Genomic DNA, 18873 nt, shown 5'->3' on the forward strand with positions numbered 1-18873 from the left:
AGCCCCATGGCCGACTCCGCCCGCGCCCGCAAGGTCGCCGACCGCATCCATGAGACCGTGGCCCGCCTCCTCCAGGGCCGCATCAAGGACCCCCGCCTGGGGTTCATCACCATCACCGACGTCCGCGTCACCGGCGACCTGCAGCAGGCCACCGTCTTCTACACCGTCTACGGCTCCGACGAGGAGCGCCGGGACACCGCCGCCGTGCTGCGCTCGGCCACCGGCCTCATCCGCTCCGAGGTCGGCCGCGCGCTCGGCATCCGGCTCACCCCCACGATCGCCTTCCAACTCGATGCCCTGCCGACGACGGCCAAGTCCATCGAGGACGCCCTCGCTCAGGCCCGTGTCAACGACGAGCGGATCGCCCGCGCCGCCGAGGGCGCCGCCTACGCCGGGGACGCCGACCCCTACCGGCATGACGACGAGGAGCCCGCTGAGGACTTCGCCGAGGGTCCTGACGACGACCCCGCCCCCGGGGGCACCTGGGCACCGGGCACGGCGGCCGAGCGGTGAACCGTCCCCGGGTCGCCCGCGGCGCCGTCACCGCCGACGACGGTCTCCTCCTCATCGACAAGCCCGTGGGCGTCACGAGCCATGATGTCGTCGCCGCTGCGCGCCGTATGGGCGCCACCCGCAAGGTCGGCCACGCCGGCACCCTCGACCCCATGGCCACCGGCCTGCTCATCCTCGGCGTCGGCCGCGCCACCCGCTTCCTCACCCACCTCGTGGGTGCGGACAAGACCTACGAGGCGACCGTGCGCCTGGGCCAGGAGACCCTCACCGAGGACGCCGAGGGCGAGCCCACCGCCTGGCGGGGCTGCCCGGCGCCCGCGGGCGAGGCGCGGGAGACCGATCTCAATGGGCGCCTCGACGCCGTGCTGGCCGGCTTGACCGGCCCGATCATGCAGGTCCCCAGCGCCGTCTCCGCCATCAAGGTCAACGGAGTGCGCTCCTATAAGCGCGTGCGCGACGGCGAGGAGGTCGCCCTGGCGGCCCGCCCCGTCACGATCCACTCGATCACCCCCCTCGGGGCCCTGCGCCCGGGAACCGTGACGGGCCGGGCGGGACAGGAGGTGCCCGTCGTCGACCTTGATCTGCGGGTGTCCTGCTCCTCGGGGACCTATATCCGTGCCCTGGCACGCGATCTCGGCGAGGCCCTGGGCTGCGGCGCGCACCTGACCGCCCTGCGCCGCACCCGCGTCGGCCCCTTCGATGCGGCCGAGGCCCTCTCCCTGGACCAGGCCGGTGCCCAGGTGGAGGCCGGCGCCGGAGATGACCCGCCATCGGGGCTGCGCACGCTGCCCCTGGCCGAGGCCGGGAGGCGCTGCTTCCCCGCCGTCGAGCTCGGCCGCGACGAGGCTCGCGCGATCCGCCATGGGCGGGGACTGCCCGCGGCGGTGCTGGACCGCGCAGGTCCGGCGCCCGAGCGCCCCGTGGTCGCGAAAGCGGCGAAGGCCGCCGGTGACGAGTACGACGAGGGGCGCGGCATCGTCGCCGGGTTCGATCCCGACGGCGTCCTCGTGGCACTGTTGATCCGAAAGGGCGGGCGGGCCCGGCCGGCCCTCGTCCTCTCATCGGCATGATGAGCCCCGGCGAAGGGAGTACGGCGATGGGTGGATGTGGCTGCGGAGGATGCGCGTGCGGCGGCCCCGGCGCAGAGTCCGCCGAGGTCCGGGCCGGTCGCGCCCCTGCCCCCCAGGTGGCCCGGCCCGTGGCGGCCACGGCCGGAGGCGCCGCGAGTCCCGGGGGCATCGTCCCCGGCCGCAAGGCCGGCAACGTCCTGGGCCTGCGCGCCGCCAGCACCGCGCCGGCCACCCCCGGTGGCTGCGGCTGCGGGCACCAGGGGAACTGAGGCCCCGCTCGGCCGCGGCGGCTCAATTCGACGGTGCGGAGGGGGGGGAGAGGACGGGGCCCGTTGCCTCCTCCTGGTTCGCGCCGTCGTCGCCTCCGTGGCAGGGTTGCCCCAGTGACGCAGGCCGGCCCGGCGGGGCCGCCCACCCGCGGGCGCCCGCCGGCCATGAGAAGAGCAGGATCGCACCCGGTGGAGATCTGGTACGGCGCCGAGCAGGTGCCCGAGTCGCCGCGCCCCCCCAGAGGCGCCGCTAACGCTGGAAGCGCCGTGACCGTCGGCGTCTTCGACGGCGTCCACCGCGGCCACCAGCGGATCCTGGCCCGCGTCGTCGAGCGCGCCCGTGCCCTGGGGCCCGGCTGCCTCGCCGTCGCCGTCACCTTCGACCCGCATCCCCTGACCGTCCATCGCCCCGGGATCGACCTGGCGATGATCGCCTCCCTGCCCGACCGCCTCGAGGCCATGGCCGCCACCGGCCTGGACGCCGCCCTCGTCATCCCCTACACCCTGGGCTTCGCCGACCAGTCGCCCGAAGGCTTCGTGCGCGACTGGCTCGAGAGGCTCCTCGGCGCGCGGGCCATCGTCGTCGGGGGCGACGTGCGATTCGGCCGGGACAACTCCGGCGACGCCGACTCCCTGCGCGCCATCGGCGCCGCCGACGGCGTCGAGATCGAGATCGTTCCCGAGGTCCTGGCCCCCGGCGGGCGGCGATGGTCCTCCACCTGGGCGCGCGAGTGCCTCGCCGCCGGGGACGTGCGCCAAGCCGCTGAGATCCTGGGGCGGCCCCATCGCGTGCGCGGCGTCGTCATCCATGGGCTGCGGCGCGGTCGCGAACTCGGCTTCCCCACCGCCAACCTCGACGCCGCCACCGCCGGCGTCGTGCCCCCGGACGGCGTGTACGCCGGATGGCTCGTGCGAGGGGGGCGCGGCGGTGCCTCCGAGGGCGAGCGCCTGCCCGCCGCGATCTCGATCGGCACCAACCCCACCTTCGACGATGTCCCGGCACGCACCGTCGAGGCCCACGTCCTCGGCCGGGCGGACCTCGATCTCTACGGCGAGGATGTGGCCGTGGACTTCGTGTCCCACCTGCGCCCCATGCTCGCCTTCGACTCCCTGGAGCCGCTGCTGGAGCGGATGCGCCAGGATGTCATCGAGACCGCCGGGGCCCTGGGTGTCCCCGTTCCCGAGCCCCTGCGCCCGCAGGATGTCACCGCCTGAGTGCGCCCCGCCGCGAGGGGCCGTCCGCCCTGTGCCCGGTCCCACAGGCCCCGGGGAGGGGAGGCGAGCGGTCTGCTGGTACTGTTGGCGCGCCGTCGATCGGCCGCGGAATCGTCATGCCCGGGTGAACATGCCCCGGCGCTCCGCGCAACGAGAAGTGAGGAGCCCGCATATGTCGGTCACCCCTGAGCGCAAGTCCGAGATCATCGCCGAGTACGCCACCCATGAGGGTGACACGGGCTCCCCCGAGGTGCAGGTCGCCGTTCTCACCGAGCGCATCTCCAACCTCACCGAGCACTTCAAGACCCACACGCACGACCACCACTCGCGCCGCGGCCTCTACCTGCTCATCGGCAAGCGCCGCCGCCTCCTCGACTACCTCATGAAGGAGGACATCGAGCGCTACCGCTCGCTCATCGCCCGCCTCGGCATCCGCCGCTGAGGCCCGCGCCCGAGATCCTCGACCCGGCCCCGTCATCCCCCGGATGGCGGGGCCGGGCGCGTTCGTGCTGATCCGGCCGCGCTCGTCCTCCCCGGTCGTCTAGGATCGCAAGGGCCGCCGTCCGCGCAGAGCGGGCCCGCGCCACCGCCGACGTCCCGCCCGAGGAGGCCCCAATGCCCGCAGCGCCCAACGCGTCCGATCAGCCGGCCGGTCCCGCTCGCCCCCGTTACCGCGATCCCGCCGCGCCCATCGGCGAGCGCGTCGAGGACCTGCTCGGGCGCCTGAGCCTGGAGGAGAAGGCCGGCCAGCTCACCCAGTACTTCTACCTGCGCTCCATGATCCCCGGGCTCCCCGGGCCCGATGGCGCCGATCACCTCGCAGAGCAGGACCGGAAGGCCCTGGCCCAGTCCGAGATGGTCGAGGGCGAGGTGCGCGCCGGGCGGGCCGGGAGCCTGCTCTTCGTGCGCAGCCCCGAGACCATCAACGCGCTTCAGCGCATCGCCGTCGAGGAGGGCCCCCACGGCATTCCCCTCCTCTTCGGCTACGACGTCATCCACGGCCTGCGCACCATCATGCCCGTGCCCATCGCCATGGCCGCCTCCTGGGACCCCGCCATGACCGAGGAGGCGCAGGCCGTCGCCGCGCGCGAGGCCCGCGCCGTCGGCCTGTCCTGGACCTTCGCCCCCATGGTGGACATCGCCCGGGATCCGCGCTGGGGCAGGATCGTCGAGGGGGCGGGGGAGGACCCCTGCCTGGGCGCCGCAGCCGCCGCCGCCCAGGTGCGCGGCTTCCAGGGGGAGCGGATCGGCGCCCCCGGGCGCGTCATCGCCGGCCCCAAGCACCTCGCGGGCTACGGGGCGGCGCGCGGTGGCCGCGACTACGAGGACGCCGAGATCTCCGACAACGAGCTGTGGAATGTCTATCTCCCGCCCTTCCGCGCCGCCATCGAGGCAGGGGCGGGCAACATCATGAGCGCCTACATGGATCTGGGCGGCGTGCCCGCCTCCGGCAATGCCTGGCTCCTCACCGACGTGCTGCGCGAGGAGATGGGCTTCGAGGGCTTCGTCGTCTCCGATGCCAATGCCGTGCGCTCGCTCACCACCCAGCACTTCGCCGCCGACCTGCCCGACGCCGCCGCCCGCGCCCTGACGGCGGGCCTCGATATGGAGATGGCGTTCGAGGACGCCGCCTTCAGGCGCCTGCCGGAGGCCGTGCGGGCCGGGAGGGCGGATGAGCGCGACGTCGATGAGGCCGTGCGCCGCGTGCTCACCGCCAAGTTCGCCATGGGCCTGTTCGAGAGCCCCTACGCCGATGCTGAGGCCGCCCCCGCGGTCCTCGCCGATCCCGCCCACCGCGAGGTCGCCCGCCGCGCCGCTGAGCGCAGCCTCGTCCTGCTCAAGAACGAGCCCTGGCAGGGGCCCTCGGCGGGCGAGGCGCATGGCGGCATGCCCGGCGGGGCTCCCGTCCTCCCCCTGGGCGAGGGCGTCCCCTCCATCGCCGTCATCGGCCGGCTCGCCGACTCGCCCCGCGACACCCTGGGGCCCTGGGTCTTCGACGAGGACCTCGCAGAGGTCACCACGATCCTGGCCGGTATCCGCGCGCGAGCGGGAGGCGCGCGCGTCGACTACGCGGTGGGGGAGTGGGCGCCCCCGCGGGTCTTCCCCTCCATGTTCGACGACCAGGAGGCCCCGGGATCCCTACCCGTGCGCCCCGAGGGCTTCGACGACGATGCGGCCCTCGCCCAGGCGGTCGAGACCGCGCAGGGCGCCGAGGTGGCGATCGTCGTCGTCGGGCAGGCACAGAACCAGATCGGCGAGAGGGCCTCCACCTCCACGCTGGAGCTCCCCGGCCGCCAGCTCGAGCTGCTCCGGGCCGTGGCCGCCACCGGCACGCCCACCGTCGCGCTCGTCATGTCCGGGCGCCCCCTCAACCTCAGCTGGGCGCAGGAGAACCTGCCGGCCATCATGCAGGTCTGGTACCCCGGAACGCGTGGCGGCGAGGCCGTGGCGGCAGCCCTGTTCGGGGACATCGACCCGGCCGGGCGCCTGCCCTTCACCTGGCCGCGCACCGTGGGCCAGGTCCCCATGATCCACTCCCACTACCGCACCTTTCAGCCCGAGGGCGCGGGCGAGCGCTACTGGGACGAGGCCTCCACGCCCCTCTACGCCTTCGGGCACGGGGGCTCCTACACGGCCTTCTCCTACTCCGAGCCGCGCCTGTCCTCGCCCAGCATCGCCGTGGGGCGGAGCGTGACCGTGAGCGTGGACGTGGCCAACATCGGCCCGCGCGACGGCGAGGAGGTCGTCCAGCTCTACATCCACCAGCGCCACGGCACCTCCAGCCGCCCTGAGCGGGAGCTCAAGGCCTTCGCGCGCGTCGCCATTCCCGCCGGCCGATCCCGCTCCGTCGAGTTCGTGCTCGGCCCGGATGAGCTGTCCTACTGGTCGGCCGCCACCCGCTCGCGCGTCCAGGACGCCACCACGATCGATGTTTACGTGGGCGGCTCCAGCGCGGCCAGCGCCCACGCGGCATTCGACGTCGTGTAGCGGGCGGGGCGGCCGAAGCGGTTGGCGGGGCCGGCATCGGGGCTGGTGGGGGGCGCTGGTGGGCGGGGATCGGCCGCGACCGCTTCCGCCGCCCGCGGCCCTCCTCGCGGCGCGTCCCATCTCACGTGATGGATCCGGCCGCCCGGGCGGCTTCCGGATTAAACTTTTCCTGCCATATCTTTGTGAGAAAGAGACACATCGACGATGTTCATTGATGACCCCGAGGTCACCGCCGCTGAGGCAGTGATCGACAACGGCTCCTTCGGCAAGCGCGTGATCCGCTTCGAGACCGGCCGCCTGGCCAAGCAGGCCGCGGGCAGTGCCATGGCCTATCTCGACGGCGAGACCGCCATCCTGTCCGCCACCACCGTGGGCAAGCACCCCAAGGACCAGTTCGACTTCTTCCCGCTGACCGTGGATGTCGAGGAGCGCCAGTACGCCGCCGGCCGCATCCCCGGCTCCTTCTTCCGCCGCGAGGGCCGCGCCGGCACCTCCGCCGTCCTGGCCTGCCGCCTCATCGACCGCCCCCTGCGCCCCTCCTTCGTCAAGGGCCTGCGCAACGAGGTCCAGGTCGTCGAGACGGTCCTGGCGATCCACCCGGACGACGCCTACGACGTCCTGGCGATCAACGCCGCCTCCATGTCCACTCAGATCGCGGGCCTGCCCTTCGCCGGTCCCGTGGCCGGCACCCGCCTGGCACTCATCGACGGCCAGTGGGTGGCCTTCCCCCGCTGGTCCGAGCTCGAGCGCGCCACCTTCAACATGGTCGTGGCCGGCCGCGTCCTGGAGGACGGCGACGTCGCCATCATGATGGTCGAGGCCGGTGGCACGGAGAACATGATGGACCTCATCGCCGCCGGCGCCACCGCCCCCACCGAGGCCGTCGTCGCCGAGGCCCTGGAGGCCGCCAAGCCGCACATCAAGGCCCTGTGCGAGGCCCAGATGGAGGTCGCCAGGCACGCCTCCAAGCCCACCGCCGACTTCCCCCTCTACCTGGACTACTCCGACGAGCAGTACGAGGCCGTCGAGAAGGCCGCCCAGGCCCACGACCTCGCCGCCGCGATCGCCACCGAGGGCAAGCACGCCCGCGACGAGGCCATCGACGCCGTCCGCGACCGGGTCCTGGACGACCTCGCCGAGGCCTTCCCCGCCGAGGAGGCCGCCAAGGCCCTCAAGGCCGCCTTCCGGTCCGTGACCAAGAAGGTCGTGCGCCACCGCACCCTCACCGAGGGCATCCGCATGGACGGCCGCGGCCTGAAGGACATTCGCACCCTGGGCGCCGAGGTCGAGGTCCTGCCCCGCGTCCACGGCTCGGCGATCTTCGAGCGCGGCGAGACCCAGATCATGGGCGTGACCACTCTCAACATGCTGCGCATGGAGCAGCAGATCGACGACCTCTCGCCGATCACCCACAAGCGCTACATGCACCAGTACGTCTTCCCGCCCTTCTCCACCGGGGAGACCGGCCGCGTCGGCGCCCCCAAGCGCCGCGAGATCGGTCACGGCGCCCTCGCCGAGCGGGCCCTCGTGCCCGTCCTGCCCAGCCGCGACGACTTCCCCTACGCCATCCGGCAGGTCTCCGAGGCCCTGGGCTCCAACGGCTCGACATCCATGGGCTCGGTCTGCGCCTCGACCCTGTCGATGTCCCAGGCCGGCGTTCCGCTGCGCGACCGCGTGGCCGGCATCGCCATGGGCCTCATGCACGAGGTGATCGACGGCGAGACCAAGTGGGCCACCCTCACCGATATCCTCGGCTCCGAGGACGCCTTCGGCGACATGGACTTCAAGGTCGCCGGGACCCGTGACTTCATCACGGCCCTCCAGCTCGACACCAAGCTCGACGGTCTGCCCTCCGAGGTCCTCGCCGGTGCGCTCGGCCAGGCCCGCGACGCCCGCTTCCACATCCTCAACCTCATCGACGAGGCCCTGGGCGATGAGCCCTTCGAGATGGCCCCCACCGCTCCGCGCGTGCTGACCGTCAAGATCCCCGTCGACAAGATCGGCGAGGTCATCGGTCCCAAGGGCAAGATGATCAACCAGATCCAGGAGGACACCGGTGCGGACCTGACGGTCGAGGATGACGGCACGATCTACATCGGCGCCACCGACGGCCCGTCCGCCGAGGCCGCCCGCGAGGCCGTCAACGCCATCGCCAACCCGCAGATGCCCGAGATCGGCGAGCGCTTCATCGGTACGGTCGTCAAGACCACGACCTTCGGCGCCTTCGTGTCCCTGTCCCCGGGCAAAGACGGCCTGCTGCACATCTCGCAGATCCGCCGGCTCGTCGGGGGCAGGCGCGTGGAGAACGTCGAGGACGTCCTGGCCGTGGGCGACAAGGTCCAGGTCGAGCTCGCCGAGATCGACCCGCGCGGAAAGCTCAGCCTGCACGCCGTCCTTACCGAGGAGCAGCAGGCCGCGGAGGACGAGGCCCGTGCCCACCGCGGCGAGCGCTCTGAGGGGGCCGAGCGCCGTGAGCGCCGGCCCCGCCGCGCCCGCGCCGCCTCCGCCGAGTCGGAGGATGCCGAGGCGGGCGACGCCGAGGGCTCTGAGCGCCGTGAGCGCCGCCCGCGCCGTCGTCGCACCCGTACCGCGGAGGCCGCCGAGGACTGATCCTCCCGCGGCGAACCGCGTCTGACGTTCCTCGCGCAGGCGGAGCATCACGCTCCGCCTGCGCGAGGAACGTCTACCGGGGCGGTTAGGCTGCGCGGGTGACTGAGACGAGCACGAGCAAGACGGACACGGGAACCAGGGGCGCGCGGAGCGGAGCCGATTACGCCGAGGCGGAGCTCATCCGCGCCAGCGCGGGAGCCCCCGGAACAGAGCTGACCCTCACCGACGACGGCGCCCGGCTGCGCCGCTCCATTCTGCCCGGGGGAGTGCGGGTCATCACCGAGCAGGTGCCCGGGCTGCGCTCGGCCGCGCTCGGCATGTGGCTCGGGGTGGGCTCGCGCGACGAGGCCCCCGGTCAGGAGGGCTCCACTCACTTCCTGGAGCACCTGTTGTTCAAGGGCACGCCAACGCGCGACGCCCGCGGCATCGCCGAGGCCTTCGACGTGATCGGTGGGGAGTCCAATGCCGCCACCGCCAAGGAGCACACCTCCTACTACGCCCGCGTCCAGGGCGAGGACGCTCCGACCGCCCTGGACATCCTGGCCGATATGGTCACCTCCTCCCTCCTCGACCCCGCCGAGGTGGAGACCGAGCGCACCGTTATCGTCTCCGAGCTCGCCGATGCCGCCGACGATCCCCAGGACGTCGCGCAGGAGGCCTTCGCCCGCGCCGCCTTCGGTGAGGGCACGCCGCTGGGCCGTCCGATCGGCGGCACGCCGGAGACAGTGACCGCCGTGCCACGCGACGCCGTGTGGGCGCACTACCGGCGCACCTACGCCTCCGACACGCTCGTGGTGGCCGCGGCCGGCGCCGTCGACCACGACGAGATCTGCGAGCGCGTGGTCGCCGACCTCGCCTCGGCCGGCTGGGACGCCTCGGCCGATGCCGTGCCGCGCCCCCGCCGCTTCGAGACCGAGCCGATCGTCGATCTCGATGTCCACGACGTCACCATCGGGCGCGATAGCGAGCAGAGCCACCTGTACCTCGCCTGCCAGGGCATCCCCGTGCGCGACGAGCGCCGCTGGGTGATGAGCGTGCTCACGACCATCCTGGGCGGGGGCATGTCCTCGCGCCTGTTCCAGGAGGTGCGCGAGAAGCGCGGCCTGGCCTACACGACTTACGCCTTCGACGCCGCCTACACGGGTTCGGGCGCCTTCGGCATGTACGCGGGCTGCGCCCCCGGGGACGCCCAGGAGGTCGCCGCTGTCATGGCGGGGGAGTTCGAGCGCTTGGCCGCCGACGGGATCACCGAGCGCGAGCTCGCCCGTGCCCGCGCCCAGCTGCGCGGCTCCATGGTGCTGGGCGGGGAGGACTCCCTGGCCCGCATGGGCCGCCTCGGCCGCGGCGAGGTCTCGACGGGCCGCCTGCGCTCCATGGATGAGAACCTGCGGCTCCTGGAGGCTGTCACCGCCGAGGACGTGCGCGCCCTGGCCGCCTGGCTGGCCGCTCAGAGGCGCGCCCGAGTCCTCGTCGGGCCCGCTGCCTGAGGCCCGAGAGACCGGCCACCCCGCGGTCACGTCCGGTGGCACGCGGGGGCGGCTGCGTAGACTGCCGGCATGATGATTCGTGTTGCCGTTGTCGGCGCCGCCGGGCGCATGGGGTCGACCGTCTGCCAGGCGGTGGAGGAGGCCGAGGGGCTTGAGCTCGTCGCCCGCCTCGACGTCGGCGATGAGATCACCTCCGAAACCCTCGCCGGAGCGGGCGTCGCAGTCGACTTCACCGTCCCCGACGTCACCGAGGCCAACGTCCACGCCCTCGTCGACGCCGGCGTCGACGTCGTCGTCGGCACCACCGGCTGGACCGAGGAGTCCTACGGCCGCGTCCGCGAGCACCTGGCCCGCCCCGAGGCCGCCGGGCGCAGCGTCCTCATCGCCCCCAACTTCGCCCTCTCGGCCGTGCTCTCCATGCGCTTCGCCGCCCTGGCCGCCCCCTACTTCGAGTCCGTCGAGGTTATCGAGCTGCACCACCCGAACAAGGTTGACGCCCCCTCCGGCACGGCCGTCGCCACCGCCAAGGGTATCGCCGCCGCCCGCGCCGAGGTGGGCCTCGGCCCCTCGCCCGACGCCACCCGGACCGACCCCGACGGCGCCCGTGGGGCGGTCGTCGACGGCGTTCACATCCACGCCGTGCGCCTGCGGGGCCTGACCGCGCACGAGGAGGTCGTCCTGGGCAACCCGGGCGAGCAGCTCACCATTCGTACGGACTGCTTCGACCGGGCCTCCTTCATGCCCGGCGTGCTGCTGGCCGTGCGCCAGGTCGGAAACCGCGAGGGCCTGACCATCGGCCTGGAGAACCTCCTCGATCTCTGAGGCGCTTCGATAGTGGCGAGATTTGAGGATTGCTCGCCCGCAGATGGGCCCTGAATGCCCGATTCTCGAATGAGGTAACGCTCTGACCAGCATTAACGTGTAATATGGAATCGCGTCAGAAAAAGGAATCCTCAAACCTCGCCATTCCGCGCGATCAGTCAGATGACGGCGGCCCAGCAGTCCTCGATGACGCCATCGCCGATCGGCAGTTCGCGCCGCATCCCCGTGGGAGCCATCCCCACCGCCGTGAACAGCCGGGACATCGACTCATCCCCGCGCACCGCCCATACGCTCACCGCGCCCGCCCCGTCCTCACGGGCCACGTCCACCGCTGCCGCCATGAGCCGCGAGCCGTGCCCGAGCCGCTGGTGCTCCGGCGCCACCCCGATTGCCGTCACCTCCACTGCCTCGGCGCCAGCCACCGGCCGCCCGGAATCATCAAGGCCCTGCGTGGGGGCGAGCCCCACCAGCCCCACCACCAGAGCTCCCTGTGTGGCTACCAGGACATGATGCCGCGGGCTCGGCGGCGCGGTCACCGCCTCCTCCCAGCCCGCCGCCACCACGGGCGCCGCGATCATCGCCCGCACGCCGTCGGGAAGGCCTGCGCCACCGTGAGCGCTGGCGTGGCCCGCCTCCATGGAGGCCAGCATCGTCACCGCGTGGACCCTCCCGATCAGAGGCAGGTCCGACTCCCGCGCGGGGCGCACGAAGCCCGCCCGCGCCGTACCGTGGCCCGCCGCCGGCTCCTCGGCCACGGGGCTCAGCCCGGAGGAGGGATCGGCGTCGAAGACGGAAGGCGCTTGGTGCCGCTCGCTGGTCTCACTCATGAGCGCGAGCCTATCGGCTGCCCCCTCCCCTGCCGGCCCCGGCCTGGCTATGGTGGTTGGCAGGCGGCGGGAACGGGCTCGAGCGCCCCACGCGGAGGAGGAAGCGAATGATCCACACCATCGCCTGCATCGGGGTCGGCCGCATGGGCGGCGGCATCGCGAGGAACTTGGCCAGGAGCCGCCGCTTCGAGGTGCGCGTGGTCGGGCGCAGCAAGGCTCCTGTCGAGGCCTGCGTCGAAGCCGGGGCCATCGCCGCGGCCGGCATGAGGCAGGCCCTCGACGGCGCCGACCTCGTCATCACCTGCCTGCCCATGCCCGAGACGGTCCTCGAGGTCCACCAGGCCAACCGCGAGTACTCGCCCGCAGGGGCGATCTGGATGGACACCTCCACCGTCGATCCCGCTACCGCCCGCGCCCTCGCCGATGGCGCCCGAGCCACCGGCCGCCGTTTCGTCGCCTGCCCACTGGGCAAGGGCCCGGCCCAGGCCGAGGCCGGCGAGCTGCCGCTCTTCGTGGGCGGGGACGAGGGCGCCCTGGAGGAGCTGTCGGAGGTCCTCGGGGTCATTGGCGCCGTCGTCCACCGCATGGGCACGGTGGAGAGCGCCGCCGCCTTCAAGCTCGTCTCCAACCTCATTGGGATGACCACCGTCGCGCTCGTTGCTGAGGGCTATGAGCTGTGCCGCGCCAGCGGTGTGGAGCCCGCCGTCTTCCACGAGGCGCTCAAGGACACCGGCGCCTGGTCCTACCAGGCCGACCTGCGCCTGCCGTGGATGATCGAAGGAGACCTGGCTAACCGATTCGGCATCGACCTGGCCCTGAAGGACCTGCGCCTGGCCGTCGAGGCGGCCGCCCGCTTGGGGGTGCCCGTACCCGTCGGCGCGGCTGGGCTCATGCAGCTGGCCGCCGCCCACGCCCAGGGCTACGGCGGCCTCGACGTCGCCGCCATCGACAGGGTCGTCGCCCCGAGGCAGTAGCCGCGAGCCCGAGCAGAGCCGAAGACCCAGGAAGACTCGGAGAGGCCCTGAGACGCCCTGTCCTCGGCGCGTGATCGCCGTTACCCTCAGGGCATGACCCCGAACACCCTGCCCCCGCGCCCCTTCGGATCCGTCGGCGTCGCGATGGTCACTCCTTTCCACCCCGACGGCTCGATCGACATCGAGGCCGCGCAGGCCCTGGCCCTCAGCCTTGTCGAGGACGGGGCCGACATGATCCTGCTGGCCGGCACGACAGGGGAGGCTCCTACCACCCACCTGCCGGAGAAGCAGACCCTGCTTCGCGAGGTGGGTGACGCCCTGGACGGGCGCGCGATGCTCGTGGCCGGCGCGGGATCCAACGACACCGCCCATGCCGTGCGCATTGGGGCTGGCTCCCAGGAGGCCGGGGCGCAGGGGCTGCTCATCAACGCCCCCTACTACAACCGGCCGAGCCAGGAGGGCGTCTACCAGCACATCATGGCCGTCGTCGAGGCCACCGACCTGCCCGTCATGGTCTACGACATCCCTGGCCGTACCGGGGTGAGGATCGAGGACGACACCCTGGCCCGGCTGGCCGAGCACGAGCGGGTGCTCGCCGTCAAGGACGCCACCGGCGACGTCGAGCAGGGATTCAGACGGATGGAGGCCACAGGGCTGGCCTACTACTCGGGCGACGACGGGCTCAACTTCGCCTGGCTGGCGCACGGGGCCAGCGGCGTGGTCTCCGTGGTAGCCCACGCTGACGCGCACTCCTGGCGCGAGATGGTGGCCGAGGTCGATGCCGGGGACCTGCCCGGGGCGCGGGCTGTCGCCCAGCGGATGCGGCCGCTGACGGCCGCGATCATGGGAGGCGGTCAGGGCGCCGTCATGGCCAAGGAGGCCCTCCTCCTCCAGGGGCGCATCCCCAGTGCCGCCCTGCGTCTGCCGCTCGTGCGCGCCTCCGCCGAGGAGATCGATGCCCTGCGCGCGGTGCTGGCCGCCTCCGGCCTCCTGTAAGAGCCCCGCCACTGCGCCCGTCACCGCGGCGACCACCGCAACCTCTTCACCGCGAGGGGGATCCTCATGACCACTGCTCTATCCAGCCCTGAGGTCTCCACCACCACCCTCAACAACGGCGTCGCCACGCCGGTCATCGGCTACGGCGTTTTCCTCACCCCGCCCGAGGAGACCGAGCGGGCCGTGCGCGAGGCCATCGAGGTCGGCTGCCGCCCGATCGACGCCTCCCTGCGATGCCTGGGCACCGACGACGCCGACCTCCTCCTCGTCCGCCGGCCCTTAGGCGACTACTACGGCACCTACCGCGCCATGGAGGCTGCCCTCGGGGCCAGCAAGGCCCGCACCATCGGCGTGTCCAACTTCTTCCCGGACCGCTTCGCCGACCTGGTGCAGAACGTCGATTCGGACTGGGGCCCTCACTGATCGGACTGGGGCCCCTGGCCTCCCGCGCCTTCGCCCCGGACGGCCATGATCTGGTCGCGCACCGCGCGGCGCAGCACCTTGCCGATCATCGAGCGGGGGAGCTCGGACAGGATCGCGATCTCACGGGGGAGGGCGTAATGGGAGAGCGTCCGCTCGGCCCACGCGCGCACCTGCTCCAGGGTGACGGTCTGCCCCTCATGGGGGACGATCGCCGCCACCACGCGCTCATCGCCGGCGCGACTGGGCACGCCCACCACGGCCACGTCGGCGATCTCCGGCATGGAGCGCACGGCGGCCTCGACCTCGGTGGGGTAGATGTTGAAGCCGCCGGAGATGATGAGCTCCTTGCGGCGGTCGGCGATGACGTAGAAGCCGTCGGCCTCCTGGCGCACGAGATCGCCGGTGCGCAGCCACCCTCCGGGCAGCAGGACGGCGTCGGTCTCCTCGGGGTTGTCCCAGTAACCGGCGAAGACCTGGGGGCCGCGCACGAGCAGCTCACCAACCTGCCCGGGCTCGACGTCGACCTCGGTGTCCTCCGGGTCGACCAGGCGCACGTCGGTGGAGGGGTAGGGCACGCCCAGCGCCCCTGCGCGCCGCTCGGGGGAGATCGGGTTGCCCAGGATGATGGGGGAGGCCTCGGTCATGCCGTAGCCCTCGATGATCGTCCCGCCGGTGGCCTCCTCCCAGGCCTGGGCGACGGCCTTGGGGTTGGCGGCGGCCCCGCACACGGCGATCTTGCAGCTTGACAGGTCGGCGCCAGTGGCGTTGGCCCGGGTGAGGATCCGGTCGAACATGACGGGCACGCCCGGGAAGAAGGTGGCCGGGCGGCGCTTCCAGGCCGTCAGCACCATATCCGCGCTGAACTTGGGCAGCACCACCTGGGCGGCCGCCAGGCCGACGGCGCACAGCAGGTTGAGGGAGAGCCCGAAGGCGTGGAAGAAGGGCAGCACCGCGTAGAAGGTCTCGCGGCCAGGCGCGCAGACCTGCGAGGCCCACTCCAGGCTCATCTCGGCGTTGGAGCGCAGGTTCGCATGGGTCAGCCGCACGGCCTTGGGGGCTCCCGTGGTGCCGCCGGTGTAGAGGAGCACGGCGGCGTCGTCGACGCCGGGCAGTGGGTGGCTCGTGGGCAGCAGGGGGGAGGCGGCCACGAGGTCGTCCCAGGAGCGCACGCCCGCGGGCACCTGCCCGCGCAGTTCGTGGCGCTGGGAGCGGGCGGCGGCCACCGGCAGTTTGAGGGCGAGGCGGCTCGTCAGGGGCAGGCGGCGCGAGAGGTCGACGCTGAAGATCTGGCGGCCCTCCAGCGAGGCCTCGGCCAGCGATCCGGTGGCCGCCGCGACCCGGGCGATCGTCTTCTCCCAGGCGATGATGACTTCGCCCTGATGGATCTCGATCTGCTCACGGATCTGGGCGGCCGGGGCCAGGGGGTTGTGCTCGGCGACGATCGCGCCGATCCGCCAGGCCGCGTAGGCGAGGACGACGTGCTGGGGGCAGTTGGGCAGGATGAGGCCGACGACGTCGCCGGCCCGCACCCCCAGGCCCCGCAGCGCCTGCGCGGCTCGGGCCACCTGTCGGGCCAGTCGCTCATAGGTCGTGGTGGCGCCCAGGAAGTCCAGGGCGACCCGGTCCGGGTAGTCGCGCGCGGCGTCATCGAGCATCCGGGACAGCGGCTCGGTGATGGGCGGGATCGTCGCTGCCACGCCCGGGGCGTAGTGCGGCCGGCTCGCCCGCCCGGGTGCCGAGGCCCCTGGGCCGGTGGCCCGAGGGGCCGGCGCGGTGGGGCCAGCAGGGGTGGCGGCGGGGCCGTCCTGGTCCTGATCCACTCGTCCTCCTCGCGTTGGTCGGCGCCGCCGGGCGCAGCGCGCGCTCCTACGCAACCGTAACCTACGGTGCCGTAAGCCCGCTCGGCAGTGGCCCGGAGGAGATCACGCGCAGGCGCCGGGTCGGGCGGGTCATGGCCACGTACAGGTCGCCCGGACTCGCCCGGCCGATCCGGCCCGGCTCCACGAGCACGACGACGTCGAACTCCAGTCCCTTGGACATCACCGGGCCCATGACCGCCAGGCGCGAGCGCAGCACGTCCCCGCCCGGCGCCCCCATCGCGGCGGCCAGTGCGGCGTCGGCCGCCAGGCGCGCGGCCCAGGCCTCGGGATCGGTTGCGATGACGGCGATCCGGCCCCCCTCGGGCCCCACCGCCTCATCGAGCGCCGCCATCTCCTCTCGCACCGCCGTCAGGACCGCCCCCTCGAGGGCGGTGCCCCCGGCGCCCTCCGTCCGGCCCGCCGGGCCCACGCGGTCCACCCGCAGGCAGTCCGGCAGGTCGCGCACCGAGGACACGGGGTAGACCGGTGGGTGCCCCAGCGAGGCCACCGCCGCGTCCGCGGCCTCCATGACCGTGGCCGGGGTGCGATAGCACACGGTGAGGATCTCCTCGCGCAGCGGCGTCGAGCCTTCCTGCGCGACACGCCGCCCTCGGCCTCCGTGCCTTCCGCGGGCGCGCCGACCGCGCTGGTGATGATCTGCCTGGGGGCTCCTCCCGCCATCCGCCGACGGGCTCGTGCCCAGCGCCCGCAGAGCCTGCTCCCAGCTCGACGGCGCCGTCGGCCCCGAGTACTGCGCCAGGTCGCCCACCACCGTGAAGGAGCGCACCGGGCAGCGCCGCGCCAGCGCACGCCAGGCCATCGCCCCCAGCTCCTGCGCCTCGTCGACGACGACGTGCCCGTACGTCCAGCTCCGATCCGCCCGGGCACGCTCGGCGAGGGTGAGGGAGGGCCCGTGATCGGCGACGCGATCGGCCAGCATCTCGGCCGTCACGATCCCGCCGCCCAGCTCCTGGGACTCGATCGCCTCGGCGGCGTAGGCCACCAGCTCCTCGCGGCGACGCGCCTCCAGGCGGGCCCGCTGCGCCTGGGCGTCGTCACTGGGGCCCAGCAGCTCGGCGAGCTCATCGATGAGGGGGATGTCCGCGGGCGTCAGCTCGGAACCGGGCGAGCGGCGCAGGGCCTCGCGCTCGGCGCCGGTGAGCTCGGGGGCCAGGCGCTCCAGCAGGGCCGGGCGCGCCCACAGGCGCTCCAGGAGGCCCTGCGGCGTCGTCGGCATCCAGCACAGGTTGATCTCCCGGCGAGCGTCGCGCGAGGTGCGGATGTCCTCGCGGATCCACGCGCGCGTCTCCGGGTCCGAGGCGTCCTGGCGGGTCGCGGCGGCGAATTGGTCAGTCAAGCGCTCCAGCAGCCACAGCACGAAGGGCTCGCGGGCCAGGTTATGCGGCTTGCCGCCGCGCCGCGCCCGGGACATCGCCTCTCGCACGTCGTCGGGCCTCAGCTCCAGCGCCGTGCCCTCCACCACGATGGGGCGCGGCCCGTCAGGCACGCGCTGGAGGCCCTTGACCGCCCGGGCCAGCACCCGAGCCCACATGGCCCGCCCCTTGATCTCCGCGGTGGCGGCGCTCTCGGCGCCGCGAGCCCGGATCCCGGGCACCAGGTCGCCGATGGTCGTGGAGACCACGCCCGTCTCTCCCAGCGAGGGCAGCACCTGCTCCACATAGCGCAGGAAGGTCCGCGAGGGGCCCACCAGCAGCACTCCGGAGCGCTCTAGGCGCTCGCGCTCGGCGTAGAAGAGGTAGGCCACCCGGTGCAGCGCCACCGCCGTCTTGCCGGTGCCCGGCCCGCCCTGGACCACGAGCACCCCCGTGCCCGGAGCCGTGACGATCCGGTCCTGCTCGGCCTGGATCGTCGCGACGATGTCCCCCATGCGGCCATCGCGGGCCGCCGACATCGCCGCCAGGAGCGCCCCCTCGCCCTGCAGCCCCTCCGCCGCCAGGCGCGCCGGCTGCCCGCCGACGGACCCCGCGCCGCCGAGGGCCGAGATATCGATGAGCTCGTCCTCCACCCCCAGGACGCGCCGGGCGCGCGTATCGATATGGCGGCGCCGCACCAGCCCCATCGGATCCGAGGCGGTCGCCTGGTAAAAGGCCCTGGCCAAGGGCGCCCGCCAGTCCAGGACCACCTCGCGGCGGGCGGCGTCGTGCAGTCCGATCCTGCCCACGTAGTGCCGCTCGGGCCCGCCGACGGCGCCAGTTGCGCCCGCTCCATCCCCCGGGGGCGGGGCGCCCGCGCCGTCGGCATCCCCACCGCTCCCGCCCGCCTCGGTGGCGGCGGGATCGTCTGCGCGCATGTCCATCCGCCCGAAGACCAGGCGCTCCTCGACGCCCTCCAGGGTGGAGATCAGCCCGGAGTAATGAACGGCGTAGGCGTCGCGCTCGCCCCGGGACTGATGGGTGCCGCTCGCGCCGCGCGCCTCAGTGCGCCTCAGAGCGGACCTGGCCTCGGCGAGCCGGCGGTCCAGCTCTCCGTAGGCGCCGTCCACCACCCGCTGCTCGACGGCGATCTCGCGCTCACGGGCCGCCGCCTCCGGGCCCTGGTCGGCGGGGAGCGCCTCGGGGGTGGGATCGGGCGCAACCTGGGGGGACCGGCTCGACGTGCTCACGGGGCCTCACTGAGATCAATGACGGAATATGACGGGCCGTCGGACGGCCCAGCGCGCTTCCGGGCGGGCCCGGGCGCGGTCGTGCTGCGGTGGCGCGGACGTCCGATGCGCCCGCAGCACAGGGGCGTCCATTATTCTCCTCATGGGGGCGCCGTGGCGCGGCCCGGGCGACGCCCACCGCGAACACGCCCGTCATC

General features: G+C 73.3%; 15 protein-coding genes. 12 read left to right on the forward strand and 3 right to left on the reverse strand.

Annotated features, from left to right (window positions below):
- The first annotated feature begins 6 nt into the window (after nt 1-6).
- From rbfA to dapB, 9 genes are all read left to right on the forward strand, one after another.
- The gene (rbfA, locus tag B1H50_RS06635; RefSeq protein WP_080462990.1) at nt 7-513 is read left to right on the forward strand and encodes a 30S ribosome-binding factor RbfA; all 507 of its coding nucleotides are present in this window, start codon (nt 7-9) and stop codon (nt 511-513) included.
- Nucleotides 510-1583, forward strand: coding sequence for a tRNA pseudouridine(55) synthase TruB (gene truB / locus B1H50_RS06640; protein ID WP_080462991.1), 1074 nt, complete (start codon nt 510-512; stop codon nt 1581-1583). The genes rbfA and truB overlap by 4 nt, the downstream gene beginning before the upstream one ends.
- A 128-nt stretch (nt 1584-1711) precedes the next feature.
- The gene (locus B1H50_RS09995) at nt 1712-1852 is read left to right on the forward strand and encodes a hypothetical protein (protein ID WP_229657998.1); all 141 of its coding nucleotides are present in this window, start codon (nt 1712-1714) and stop codon (nt 1850-1852) included.
- 189 nt (nt 1853-2041) lie between these two features.
- The gene (locus tag B1H50_RS06650; protein ID WP_080462993.1) at nt 2042-3067 is read left to right on the forward strand and encodes a bifunctional riboflavin kinase/FAD synthetase; all 1026 of its coding nucleotides are present in this window, start codon (nt 2042-2044) and stop codon (nt 3065-3067) included.
- A gap of 172 nt (nt 3068-3239) precedes the next feature.
- Complete coding sequence (gene rpsO / locus B1H50_RS06655; RefSeq protein ID WP_017176975.1) at nt 3240-3509, forward strand: 30S ribosomal protein S15; 270 nt, start codon at nt 3240-3242, stop codon at nt 3507-3509.
- A gap of 173 nt (nt 3510-3682) precedes the next feature.
- Nucleotides 3683-6055, forward strand: coding sequence for a glycoside hydrolase family 3 N-terminal domain-containing protein (locus B1H50_RS06660; RefSeq protein ID WP_080462994.1), 2373 nt, complete (start codon nt 3683-3685; stop codon nt 6053-6055).
- Nucleotides 6056-6259: 204 nt separating this feature from the next.
- Complete coding sequence (locus B1H50_RS06665; protein ID WP_080462995.1) at nt 6260-8665, forward strand: polyribonucleotide nucleotidyltransferase; 2406 nt, start codon at nt 6260-6262, stop codon at nt 8663-8665.
- Nucleotides 8666-8763: 98 nt separating this feature from the next.
- A complete protein-coding gene (locus tag B1H50_RS06670) occupies nt 8764-10152 on the forward strand; it encodes a M16 family metallopeptidase (protein ID WP_080462996.1) in 1389 nt (462 codons plus the stop codon).
- Between the two features lie 69 nt (nt 10153-10221).
- A complete protein-coding gene (gene dapB / locus B1H50_RS06675; RefSeq protein ID WP_080462997.1) occupies nt 10222-10974 on the forward strand; it encodes a 4-hydroxy-tetrahydrodipicolinate reductase in 753 nt (250 codons plus the stop codon).
- Nucleotides 10975-11132: 158 nt separating this feature from the next.
- Here the strand turns inward: dapB and B1H50_RS06680 are convergent, their stop codons facing one another.
- Nucleotides 11133-11801: a GNAT family N-acetyltransferase gene (locus tag B1H50_RS06680; RefSeq protein ID WP_080462998.1), complete on the reverse strand. Its 669-nt coding sequence runs from the start codon at nt 11799-11801 to the stop codon at nt 11133-11135.
- A gap of 107 nt (nt 11802-11908) precedes the next feature.
- Here B1H50_RS06680 and B1H50_RS06685 point away from each other — a divergent pair, with 107 nt between their 5' ends.
- The 3 genes from B1H50_RS06685 to B1H50_RS06695 all read left to right on the forward strand — a co-directional run bounded on the left by B1H50_RS06685 (nt 11909) and on the right by B1H50_RS06695 (nt 14194).
- Nucleotides 11909-12775: an NAD(P)-dependent oxidoreductase gene (locus B1H50_RS06685; protein ID WP_080462999.1), complete on the forward strand. Its 867-nt coding sequence runs from the start codon at nt 11909-11911 to the stop codon at nt 12773-12775.
- Between the two features lie 93 nt (nt 12776-12868).
- Nucleotides 12869-13771, forward strand: a complete 903-nt coding sequence (dapA, locus tag B1H50_RS06690; RefSeq protein ID WP_080463000.1) for a 4-hydroxy-tetrahydrodipicolinate synthase — start codon at nt 12869-12871, stop codon at nt 13769-13771.
- Between the two features lie 66 nt (nt 13772-13837).
- Nucleotides 13838-14194 carry an aldo-keto reductase family protein gene (locus tag B1H50_RS06695; RefSeq protein WP_373284830.1) on the forward strand — a complete coding sequence of 119 codons (357 nt, stop codon included), beginning with the start codon at nt 13838-13840 and terminating at the stop codon, nt 14192-14194.
- Here B1H50_RS06695 and B1H50_RS06700 read toward each other — a convergent pair.
- Both B1H50_RS06700 and B1H50_RS06705 read right to left on the reverse strand, forming a co-directional pair.
- Complete coding sequence (locus B1H50_RS06700) at nt 14188-16014, reverse strand: AMP-binding protein (protein ID WP_080463001.1); 1827 nt, start codon at nt 16012-16014, stop codon at nt 14188-14190. The genes B1H50_RS06695 and B1H50_RS06700 overlap by 7 nt on opposite strands.
- A gap of 61 nt (nt 16015-16075) precedes the next feature.
- Nucleotides 16076-18676 carry a HelD family protein gene (locus B1H50_RS06705; protein ID WP_080463002.1) on the reverse strand — a complete coding sequence of 867 codons (2601 nt, stop codon included), beginning with the start codon at nt 18674-18676 and terminating at the stop codon, nt 16076-16078.
- Nucleotides 18677-18873: the final 197 nt, after the last annotated feature.

The organism is Actinomyces gaoshouyii (genome assembly GCF_002072175.1).
GTDB lineage: Bacteria > Actinomycetota > Actinomycetes > Actinomycetales > Actinomycetaceae > Actinomyces > Actinomyces gaoshouyii.